Below are 10653 nucleotides of genomic sequence, written 5' to 3' on the forward strand. Positions count from 1 at the left end.
GCGGTCAGCGGGCCGGCGGTTGGGTTTCGGGCGGCTGCGCGGCGGTCTGTGGCTCGACGCGTCGAGGTCAGCTGCTCAGGCGGTCGATCTCCGTCAGCTCTGCTGCGGTCAGGGGACCGGCCGCCAGTGCGTCCAGGTTCTGGTCGAGCTGTCGGACGCTCGACGCGCCGATGATCACCGACACCACGCGCTCGTCCCGCAGCACCCAGGACAGTGCCAGCTGTGCGAGGCTCTGGCCGCGGCCCTCGGCGACCTTCGCCAGGGCGCGCAGTTGCGCCAGCTTCGCCTCCGTCAGCGCCTCCTCCTTCAGGAAGTGGCCCACCGACATCCGCGAACCCGCCGGCACCTCGCCGGTCAGGTAGCGGTCCGTCAGCAGGCCCTGCGCGAGCGGCGAGTACGCGATCAGCGCGGTCTGCGTGTCGCCGACGGCGTCCAGCAGGCCCTGCTCCGGCTCCCGGTTCAGGATCGAGTAGCTGGCCTGGTTGAGCAGGCACGGCGTGCCCAGCTCCCGCAGGATCGCCACCGCCCGGCGGTGCTGCTCCGCCGGGTAGTTGGAGATCGCCGCGTACAGCGCCCGCCCCGAACGCACCGCCGTGTCCAGCGCCCCCATCGTCTCCTCCAGCGGCGTGGTCGGGTCCCACCGGTGCGAGTAGAAGACGTCCACGTAGTCCAGGCCCATCCGCTCCAGCGACTGGTCCAGGCTCGCCAGCAGGTACTTGCGGCTGCCGCCGTCCCCGTACGGGCCCGGCCACATGTCCCAGCCCGCCTTCGAGGCGATGAACAGCTCGTCCCGGTACGGGCGGAAGTCCTGCGCGAACAGGTAGCCGAAGTTGCGCTCCGCACTGCCGTACGGCGGACCGTAGTTGTTCGCCAGGTCGAAGTGCGTCACCCCCCGGTCGAACGCCCGGCGCAGCACCGCGCGCTGCACCTCCAGCGGCTGGGTGTCACCGAAGTTGTGCCACAGGCCGAGCGAGACGGCGGGAAGTTGCACGCCGCTGTGCCCGGCGCGGCGGAAGGTCATCGAGGCGTAGCGGTCGTCCGCGGCGAGGAAGGTCATACCGGCATCCTGCCAGGTGAGCACGGTGAAGGGGACCAACGGCCCTCCCGCCCGGCCGCCGCCGCGGCATAGCCTGACCGGGCGCGCCAGCACGAGGAGGAAGCCGTGGCACTGCCGGACATCACCACCCGGGCCGACCTGGAGTCCGTCCTGCGCCGCTTCTACCGTGCCGCGTTCGCCGACCCGCTGATCGGGCCGGTCTTCACCGAGGTCGCCCGCCTCGACCTGGACGCGCACCTGCCGCGGATCACCGACTTCTGGGAGAGCGCCCTGCTGCGCACCGCCGCCTACCGGGGCAACGCGCTCGCCCCGCACGCCGCGCTGCACGCGATCAGCCCGCTCGGCGCCGAGCACTTCGGCCGCTGGGTCCAGCTCTGGCGCGCCACCCTCGACGGCCGGTACGCCGGCCCCGTCACCGAACGCGCCAAGGCCCAGGCCCAGCGGATCGCCGTCGCCATGCTGCGCCGCCTCGGCGAGGAGGACACCGGCGGCGGCAGCGGTGGCTTCGTCCCGCTGTCGGCGGTCCGGCTGGCCTCCGGGCACTGACCCCCCGGGCCGGCGCCGGCTCCCGCCCGCCTCCGCCGGGGACGAATCCGTGCCCTGCGGTCCGGCCCGCGCCCCGTCGCCGGCCCGCGCCCCGTCGCCGTCCTGCGGCCCGCGCTCTGCTGCGTGCGGGTGGCCGCCCGCGCGGCCCGCGCCGCTCCGCCGCGCGCCGTGCGTACCGTGGGCGCATGAGTGTGCGGGTGGAGCGGGTGTACGAGGCGCCGGACGGCGGGGTGCGGGTGCTGGTGGACCGGCTGTGGCCGCGCGGGCTCACGAAGGAGGACGCCCGGCTGGACCGCTGGGCCAAGGAGGTCGCGCCGTCCGCCGAGCTGCGCCGCTGGTTCCACGGCCCGCACGGCGAGTACGGCGAGTTCGCCCGCCGCTACCGGACCGAGCTGGACGCGCCGCAGGCGCAGGAGCAACTCGCCGAGCTGCGGGAGCTGGCGGCGAGCGGTGAGCTGGTGCTGCTGACGGCGGTGAAGGAGCCGACGCACAGTCACGTGGCGGTGCTGCTGGAGCGGTTGGGCCAGTCCGGCTAGCACCGCCGGCGGGGCGGCCGGGGCGGCGTGTTGGATCACACACATGTACGCAAATGGGTTCTAATGCGGACATGAGCCTGCTGCGAGAGAACGCCGTACTCGCCCTGTTCTTCTGCCTCGGCCTGGGCTACCTGGTCGGCAAGCTGCGGATCGGCCCGATCCAACTCGGCGGCATCTGCGGCGTCCTGATCGTGTCGATGCTGGTCGGCGCGCAGCACGTCTCGGTGAACGCGGACGTCAAGAACGTGGCGTTCGCGCTGTTCATCTTCTCCCTCGGCTACATCGCCGGCCCGCAGTTCTTCGCCAACATGAACGCCAAGGGCCTGCGCTTCGGGGTGCTCTCGATCATGGAGGCCGTGGTCGTCGTCGTGATGGCGCTCGGCTTCGCCGAGATCTTCGACCTGGACGTCGGCACCGCCGCCGGCATCCTGGCCGGCGCCGCCACCGAGTCCGCCGCCGTCGGCACCGCACAGGACGCGATCGCCAAACTCCCCGGGATCACCGCCGACCAGACCACCCAGTTGCAGGCGCACGTCGCCACCGCCTACTCGGTGTGCTACCTGTTCGGCCTGATCAGCATCGTCCTGCTGACCAGCCAGCTGTTCCCGGTGCTGATGCGGATCAAGCTCGCCGAGGCGTCCCGCCAGTTGTGGGAGAAGATGCGCGGCGGCGACGGGGGCCACGAGCCCGGCGAGGAGCCCTCGTTGCCCGCGCTGGTCGGCCGGACCTACCTGGTGTCCCAGGGCGAGGGCACCCGGGTCAGCCAACTCCAGGAAGCGTCGGGCCAGTTGGTCACCGTCGAGGCGATCGGCCGGGGCGGCCGCAGAATCGACCCGGACGAGGACCCGGTGCTGCGACGCGGCGACCAGGTCCTGGTGGTCGGCCGCCGGGCCGCCGTCATCGACACCGGCCACGAACTCGGACCCGAGACCGGCGGTGCACCCGGCCTCGACCGCGCCCTGGCGGTCCGTCAGGTCGTCGTCACCAACAAGCAGGTCGCCGGGCACCCGCTCAACGACGTCCGGGACCGCGACAGCCAGGCCACCGGCGGCGTCTTCCTCACCGACATCCAGCGCGTCGACCACCACCTGCCCGCCGTCGGCGAGACCGAGGTCCACATCGGCGACACCCTCACCGTCGTCGGCGCCCCCTCCAAACTGGAGAAGTTCGCCAACCGGGTCGGCGCCACCGTCCGCCAGGACACCGCCGACTGGATCTACCTCTCGCTGGGCATCTGCCTCGGCGTCCTGCTCGGCAAGATCAACGTCCGGTTCGGGGACGTCAACCTCACCCTCGGCACCGGCGGCGGCTGCCTCATCGCCGGCCTGGTCTTCGGCTGGCTGCGCTCGCTGCGCCCCACCTTCGGCGCCTACCCGCCCGCCGCCGCGCAGACCCTCAAGGACCTCGGCCTGGCCATGTTCATCGCCGTCACCGGCATGGCCGCCGGCCCCGACGCCGGCCCGCTGCTCAAGCAGTACCCCGTACTGCTGCCCGCCGCCGGCATCCTGATGGTCGCCGTCCCGGCCTTCCTCGGCCTGGCCATCGGCCGCCGGCTGCTGAAGATCGAACCGCCGATCCTGATCGGCGCGATCGCCGGCCAGCAGTGCTCCACCCCCGCGATCACCGCCATCGGCAACGTCGCGCAGAGCAGCGTCCCGATGCTCGGCTACACCATCACGTACACCATCTCCAACTTCCTGCTGCCGCTGACCGGTCCCGTGCTGGTCGGCCTGGTGGGACTCTGACGGGGGACGACCGTGGACTGGATCACCGACCACGTCTTCAAGCCGTACCCGGAACTCCTGATCTTCCTGACCGTCGCGCTCGGCTTCCTGGTCGGACGGCTGCACTGGAAGGCCGTCGGACTCGGCGCGGTGACCGGCTGCCTGATCGCCGGACTGTTCACCGGCTGGCTGACCGGAGTCGAGGTCAACGCCACCGTCAAATCGGTGTTCTTCATCATGTTCCTGTTCGCCCTCGGCTACAAGGTCGGCCCGCAGTTCTTCCGCGGGCTCCGGAAGGACGGCCTGCCCCAGGTCGCCGTCACCCTCGCGGTCTGCGTCACCGGCCTGGTGGTCTGCTGGGCGTTCGCCGACATGCTCGGCTACGGCCCCGGCCTGGGCGCCGGGCTGCTCGGCGGCGCGCTCACCCAGTCCGCCGTCATCGGCGTCGCCCAGGACGCCATCGGCACGCTGCCCGGCCTCAGCCACGACCAGGTCGCCGCCGAGCAGAACCTGGTGCCGATCGGATACGCCGTCACCTACCCGCTGGGCACCGTGCTGTGCGCGATCCTGCTGGCCAACATCGCCCCCCGCCTCCTGAGGAGCGACCTGGCCGCGGACTCGCGCCGGCTCGCCGCCGAACTCGACGCCCCCGCCGACGACCCCGACCTCGGCGAGGGCTACTACGAGGTCGTGCTGCGCGCCTACATCACCGAGAACGGCCTGGCCGGCTCCACCATCGAGCAGATCGAGCAGCGCGAGAAGGACGCCGACCGGCGGATCTACCTCACCCGGGTGCGGCGCGACGGCGCGATCCTGCCGCACGACCAGCAGACCGTCATCCGGCACGGCGACGTGGTCGCCGTCAGCGCGCTCCGCCACGACCTGGTCGCGTTCGACCCGGTCCGCAGCATCGGCCCGGAGACCGACGACGTCGAACTGCTCGACTACCAGACCGAGCACCTGCACGTGGTGGTCTCCGAGAAGGACCAACTCGGCAAGACCATCGCCGAGCTGCGGCGCGAACCGTTCATGGTCGGGGTGTTCGTCGACAAGCTGTACCGCTCCGGCGCGGAGTTCCCGTTCGTGCTGGCCACCCAGCTCGAACGCGGCGACACCCTGGTGCTGTCCGGGCCGCAGCGGCTGGTCGACCCGGCCGGGCGCAGACTCGGCAAGCCGGTGCCGACCAGCTTCGCCACCGACATGACCTGGGTCGGCCTCGGCATCTTCCTCGGCGGCTGCATCGGCATTCCCGCGCTCACCCTCGGCGGCGTGCCGATCAGCCTGTCCACCTCCGGCGGCGCGCTCATCATGGGCCTGGTCTTCGGCTGGATCCGCGGCCGCCACCCCACCTACGGCAACGTGCCGCCCGGCGCCCAGTGGTTCATGGACACCCTCGGCCTGTGCGCGTTCGTCGCCATCGTCGGCATCAACGCCGGACCGAGCTTCACCAGCGGCCTCTCCCAGGCCGGCTGGGGCCTGCTCCTGTGGGGCGCCGTCGCCACCGTCGTCCCGCTCGTGGTCGGCGTCCTGGTCGGCCACTTCGGGTTCCGGATGCGCGCGCCGATCCTGATGGGCGTGGTCGCCGGCGCCCAGACCACCACCGCCGCGATCGGCGCCGTCAACGAGGCCTCCCGCAGCCAGATCCCCACCCTCGGCTACACCATCCCGTACGCGGCAGGGAACGTCCTGCTCACCATCTGGGGCGCCGTCATCGTCGCCCTGCTCGGCTAGGAGACACAGCGACCATGACCAAGCCCTCGATCAGCCGCGAAGAGATCCGGCGGCTCTCCCGGCTCAGCCCGTTCGAGCTCAAGGGCGAGTTCATCAGGCTCGCCGAGCACTACCAGGCCGACCGGCCGGGGCAGAAGGAGAAGAGCACCGCCCACATGCTCAACGCCGGCCGCGGCAACCCCAACTGGATCTGCACCGGGCCCCGGGAGGCGATGCTGGCCCTCGGCCACTTCGCCCTCACCGAGTCCCGCCGGGTCTGGACCGCCGACAACCTCGGCGGCATGCCCGAACTGCACGGCATCGCCGGACGCTACGACCACTTCGCCCGCAGCCACCCCGACCTGGCCGGCATCGACCTGCTCAGCGCCTGCATCAGCCTCGCCGTCGACCGCTTCGACCTCGACCGCGACGCGTTCATCCACGAACTCGCCGACGCCGCGATCGGCGACAACTACCCCGTCCCCGACCGGATGCTGACCTGCGCCGAACAGATCGTCGTCGGCTACCTGCACGACGAACTGATGGACCGCCGGCCCCCCGAGGACCGGCTCGACCTGTTCGCCACCGAGGGCGGCACCGCCGCCATGTGCTACATCTTCGACTCCCTGATGGCCAACGGCCTGCTGCACAAGGGCGACCGGATCGCCCTCATGGTGCCCGTCTTCACCCCGTACATCGAGATCCCCGAACTCGACTCCTACGAGTTCGACGTGGTCCGGATCGAAGCCTCCTCCTTCGCCGAGGCCGGCGTCCGCGAATGGCGCTACCCCACCGAGGAGGTCGCCAAGCTCGCCGACCCCACGATCAGGCTGGTCTGCCTGGTCAACCCCAGCAACCCGCCCTCGCTGGCGCTCTCCCGGCGCGTCACCGACCAGATCGCCACCATCGTCGAAACCGCCAACCCCGGGCTGATCATCGTCACCGACGACGTCTACGGCACCTTCGTCGACAACTTCCGCAGCATCGCCGCCGACCTGCCCCGCAACACCCTGCTCGTCTACTCCTACTCCAAGCACTACGGCTGCACCGGCCACCGCCTCGGCGTCATCGGCCTGCACCGCGACAACGTCCTCGACGACGCCCTCGCCGCCCTCCCGCAGGCCGAGAAGGACCGCCTCGCCAAGCGCTACGGCAGCCTCAGCCTCGACCCCGGCAGCATCCGCTTCATCGACCGCCTGGTCGCCGACTCCCGGCAGGTCGCCCTCAACCACACCGCCGGACTCTCCCTGCCGCAGCAGGCCCAGCTCACGCTGTTCTCGCTGTTCGCCCTGCTCCCCGAGGGCAAGGCGTACAAGGCCAAGGTGCAGGCGATCGTCCACCAGCGCCTCCAACTGCTGCTCGAAGGATCCGGGATGAAGATCTCCGAGGACCCGATGCGCGCCGCCTACTACGTCGAACTCGACCTGCTCGCCGAGGCCGAACGCACCGCCGGCCCCGACTTCGCCGCCTACCTGCAGCGGACCTACGAACCCACCGAGCCCCTGTTCCGGCTGGCCGAGCAGACCGGCGTCGTGCTGCTCAACGGCGGCGGCTTCGACGGCCCCGAATGGTCCGTGCGGGTCTCCCTCGCCAATCTCGACGACCTCGACTACCTGAAGATCGGCCACCACCTGAAGGCCATCTTCGACGAGTACCGGGCCGAATGGCAGGCCGCCGCCGGCTGAACCCCGCCCGCCGGGTGCGGGGCCGCTCACAGCCCGGTCGGGGACGCCCGGACCACGCCGTGGTCGAACGCGAACACCACCGCGTGCACCCGGTCCCGCACCCCCAACTTGTCCAGCACGCGCCGGACATGGGTCTTCACCGTCGCCTCGCCCAGGTGCAGCGCCGCCGCGATCTCCGCGTTCGACCGCCCCCGGCCCAGCAGCTCCAGCACCTGCCGCTCCCGCGGCGTCAGCGCGGCCAGCGCCCGCCGCCCCGCCGCCGAGCCGCCCGGCGGCGCCGACCGGGCGAACTCCGCCAGCAGCCGCCGCGTCACCGACGGCCCGAGCAGCGCGTCCCCGGCCGCCACCGTGCGGATCCCCGCCAGCAGCGCCTCCGGCGGCGTCCGCTTCAGCAGGAAGCCCGCCGCGCCCGCCCGCACCGCCGCGAACACGTACTCGTCCAACTCGAAGGTCGTCAGCACCAGCACCCGCGCCGCCGGGCACCGCTCGGCCAACTCGGCGGTCGCCGCCACCCCGTCCAGCACCGGCATCCGCACGTCCATCAGCACCACGTCCGGCCGGCACGCCTGCGCCACCCGCACCGCCTGCGCCCCGTCCGCCGCCTCGCCCACCACCAGCAGGTCCGGCTGCGTCCCCAGCATCATCCGCAGGCCGGCCCGCATCAGGTCCTCGTCGTCCGCGACGACCACCCTCACCGGCACGGCAGTCGCACCTCCACCCGCCAGCCGCCCGCGGTCGGCCCCGCCGTCAGGGTGCCGCCGAGGGCGGCCGCGCGGTGCCGCATCGACGCGAGGCCGCGGGCCGGGCCGCGACGGCGACGCGGCCCGGCAGGCGCGCCGTTGTCGGTGACCGAGAGGTGCACGGCGCGCGGGCCGGTGGTGAGCCGGACGGCGGCGGCGGTCGCCGTCGAGTGCCTGAGGGTGTTGGTGAGCGACTCCTGCACGATGCGGCGCACCGCCTCCGCCTGCGGCTCGGTCAACCCGGCCGCGCCCTCGTCGAGTTCGAGCGTCGGGGAGAGCCGCGGCGGCAGGTCGGCGAGCAGCGCGTTCAGCGCGTGGACGAGCGGCGGCGCCGGCCGGAGCAGGCCCAGGACGCGGTCCAGGTCGGTCATCGCGTCCCGACCCACCCGCTCGATCCGCTCCAGCGCGGCCCGGACGTCCGGCGAACCGTCGGCGAGGCAGAGCCGCGCCGCGCCCGCGTGCGTCACCATGACGGTCACCGCGTGCCCCACCGCATCGTGCAACTCCCGCGCCATCCGCGCCCGTTCCCCGGCCAGCAGCCGCCCCGCCCGGGCCTCGGCCGCCGCCCTGCGCCGCCGCTCCGCCCGCTCCAGCCGCAGCCGGGTCGCCACCCCGACCGCCGCCGAGACGCCGTGCACCGCGCACACCAGGGCGAACCCCGGGCGCGCCGCCAGCGCCAGCAGCACCGCGCCGACCGGGGCGGCCGCCAGCGCCGCCGCGACCGCCGGCGGCCGGGTCCGGCCGAGCACCACCAGCGGCAGGGCCGACGCCAGCGACAGATTGGTCACCGGATCACCCGCCAGCACCACCGCGACGGTGGCCGCCGCCCCGGCCCAGAGCGCCGCCAGCGGCGCGAGCCTGCGCCCCGCCAGCGCCACGAACCAGACCACGACGGCGAGTTGCGAGGCGAGCGCCCCCTGCCCGAGGGACGCCGTGTAGCCCGATCCTCCCACCGCGATCCCGGCGGACGCCCACGCCACCACCGCGTCCAGCGCGACCCACCACCCCCGCGCGACGGCCCGGTCCGGCCGCCACCGCGCGAGACCCGCCCCCGTGCCCGCCGCCACCCCGCACCTCCCGCCTCCGGTCCCACGCTAGGGCGCGGGCCCGTCCCCCGGCGTCCACCCAGGAGTTGACGCCCCGTCCCCCCGCAGGAGGAGCGGCCGAAGCGGCGCGACGATCAGCGCGGCGAAGGGGAGGCGCTGTCCTGGGCAGGGACCTTCCACCGGGTGGTGCGGGACGACGACCGGAGCGCCCGCCCGGCCTGCGAACGCGCCCGCGACCTCGCGCCGCGAACCCGGCTGCCGGCCGCCGGCCGGGCGCGGACGGTCCCCGGCGGGCTCCTCCGCCGGCCCGGGCGCGGGGTGCGGCGCGAAGCGGCTCAGCCGGTGGGCGGTCGAGCGGACGGGCGGCCGCAGAACACGTCCACCCGCAGGTCGGCCCCGTCGACCTCCGGCCGCCCGGTGCGGAACCGGCGGAGGTGCGCCGCCCGCTCGGCCTCGTCCCGGGTGGTCAACAGCACCTCCCAGCCGCCCGCCCCCGGCGCGTGGCGCGCGGCGTTCCGCCGGGCCTCGTCCTGCCGCTTGCGTCCTCTCTTCCCCCGACCCGGCACGGGGTCGGCATCCCGGCTGCCGAGCGCCGTCGGCAAGGCGCTTCCGGCCCCTGGCGTGCCGCCCCCGGCCGGGCCCCGGCCGCGGGTAGGTTGGCCGGGTGGACCCCGTGAAGGAGCCGGCGGGCCGGACCGTGCTGTACGAGCGGGCCGGGCACGTCGCACGCGTGACGCTCAACCGTCCCGAGGTGCTCAACGCGATGGACCTGCGGATGCACGCCGAACTCGGCGAGGTATGGGACGAGGTCGAACGCGACGACGACGTCCGGCTGGTCGTCCTCACCGGCGCCGGCGAGCGCGCCTTCTCGGTCGGGCAGGACCTGAAGGAACGCGCCCGGCTCGACCGCGAGGGAACCCCGCCCACCACCTTCGGATCGCGCGGCCTGCCCGGCTGGCCGCGGCTCACCGAGCGCTTCACGCTGTCCAAGCCGGTGCTGGCGAAGGTCCGCGGCTACGCGCTCGGCGGCGGCTTCGAACTCGTCCTCGCCTGCGACCTGGTGATCGCCGCGCAGAGCGCCGTGTTCGCCCTCCCCGAGGCCGCCCTCGGCCTGGTCCCGGGCGCCGGCGGGGCGTTCCGGCTGGCCCGGCAGATCCCGCTCAAGGCCGCGATGGGCCACCTGCTGACGGGGCGTCGGATGTCGGCCGCGCAGGCGCTGGCGTACGGACTGGTCAACGAGGTGGTGCCGGACGACCGGCTGGACGCCTGCGTCGAGCAGTGGACCGACGACCTGCTGCGCTGCGCGCCGCTGTCGCAGCGCGCGCTCAAGGAGGCCGTGATGCGCTCCCTGGACCTGCCGCTGGAGGAGGCGTTCGGCACCTGCTACCGGTGGGAGCAGGTCCGCCGGGCCAGCGAGGACGCGAAGGAGGGCCCTCGGGCCTTCGCGGAGGGGCGCCCGCCGGTGTGGCGCGGCCGCTGAGCCGCAGGGCCGCACCGGCGGGCGCCCGGCAGGGTCACTCCCTGTCCTAGCCGCGCTCCGACTCCTCGCCCTCGTCGCCGTACGCCGACTCGAAGTCGTCGATGTCCTCCTGGCCGAGCTGGATGAGCG

Annotated in this window: 10 protein-coding genes; 6 read left to right on the forward strand and 4 right to left on the reverse strand. The window is 73.6% G+C overall.

What is annotated here, in order from left to right; translation table 11 throughout:
* Positions 1-67: 67 nt before the first annotated feature.
* The gene (locus tag ACFV1L_RS24340) at positions 68-1057 is read right to left on the reverse strand and encodes an aldo/keto reductase (RefSeq protein WP_380369180.1); all 990 of its coding nucleotides are present in this window, start codon (positions 1055-1057) and stop codon (positions 68-70) included.
* A gap of 105 nt (positions 1058-1162) precedes the next feature.
* Between ACFV1L_RS24340 and ACFV1L_RS24345 the strand changes: the two genes are divergently transcribed.
* From ACFV1L_RS24345 to ACFV1L_RS24365, 5 genes are all read left to right on the forward strand, one after another.
* On the forward strand, positions 1163-1603 hold the full coding sequence (locus tag ACFV1L_RS24345; RefSeq protein WP_380369183.1) for a group III truncated hemoglobin: 441 nt from the start codon (positions 1163-1165) through the stop codon (positions 1601-1603).
* 185 nt (positions 1604-1788) lie between these two features.
* Complete coding sequence (locus ACFV1L_RS24350; RefSeq protein ID WP_380369185.1) at positions 1789-2139, forward strand: DUF488 domain-containing protein; 351 nt, start codon at positions 1789-1791, stop codon at positions 2137-2139.
* A 71-nt stretch (positions 2140-2210) separates the two neighbouring features.
* Positions 2211-3884: an aspartate-alanine antiporter gene (gene aspT, locus ACFV1L_RS24355; RefSeq protein WP_380369188.1), complete on the forward strand. Its 1674-nt coding sequence runs from the start codon at positions 2211-2213 to the stop codon at positions 3882-3884.
* A 12-nt stretch (positions 3885-3896) separates the two neighbouring features.
* A complete protein-coding gene (gene aspT / locus ACFV1L_RS24360) occupies positions 3897-5594 on the forward strand; it encodes an aspartate-alanine antiporter (protein WP_380369190.1) in 1698 nt (565 codons plus the stop codon).
* A gap of 14 nt (positions 5595-5608) precedes the next feature.
* Positions 5609-7258 (forward strand): bifunctional aspartate transaminase/aspartate 4-decarboxylase, encoded by a 1650-nt coding sequence (locus ACFV1L_RS24365; RefSeq protein ID WP_380369191.1) that lies wholly within the window; start codon positions 5609-5611, stop codon positions 7256-7258.
* A 26-nt stretch (positions 7259-7284) separates the two neighbouring features.
* Here the strand turns inward: ACFV1L_RS24365 and ACFV1L_RS24370 are convergent, their stop codons facing one another.
* The 3 genes from ACFV1L_RS24370 to ACFV1L_RS24380 form a co-directional block, all read right to left on the reverse strand.
* Positions 7285-7959, reverse strand: a complete 675-nt coding sequence (locus tag ACFV1L_RS24370; RefSeq protein ID WP_380369193.1) for a response regulator — start codon at positions 7957-7959, stop codon at positions 7285-7287.
* Complete coding sequence (locus ACFV1L_RS24375) at positions 7950-9065, reverse strand: sensor histidine kinase (RefSeq protein WP_380369195.1); 1116 nt, start codon at positions 9063-9065, stop codon at positions 7950-7952. The genes ACFV1L_RS24370 and ACFV1L_RS24375 overlap by 10 nt, the downstream gene beginning before the upstream one ends.
* Before the next feature lie 314 nt (positions 9066-9379).
* Positions 9380-9514: a hypothetical protein gene (locus ACFV1L_RS24380; RefSeq protein ID WP_380369198.1), complete on the reverse strand. Its 135-nt coding sequence runs from the start codon at positions 9512-9514 to the stop codon at positions 9380-9382.
* A 194-nt stretch (positions 9515-9708) separates the two neighbouring features.
* Here ACFV1L_RS24380 and dpgD point away from each other — a divergent pair, with 194 nt between their 5' ends.
* The gene (gene dpgD, locus ACFV1L_RS24385) at positions 9709-10524 is read left to right on the forward strand and encodes an enoyl-CoA-hydratase DpgD (protein ID WP_380369200.1); all 816 of its coding nucleotides are present in this window, start codon (positions 9709-9711) and stop codon (positions 10522-10524) included.
* Positions 10525-10653: the final 129 nt, after the last annotated feature.

It is taken from the genome of Kitasatospora sp. NPDC059646, assembly GCF_042734615.1.
In the GTDB taxonomy this organism is placed as follows: Bacteria; Actinomycetota; Actinomycetes; order Streptomycetales; family Streptomycetaceae; genus Kitasatospora.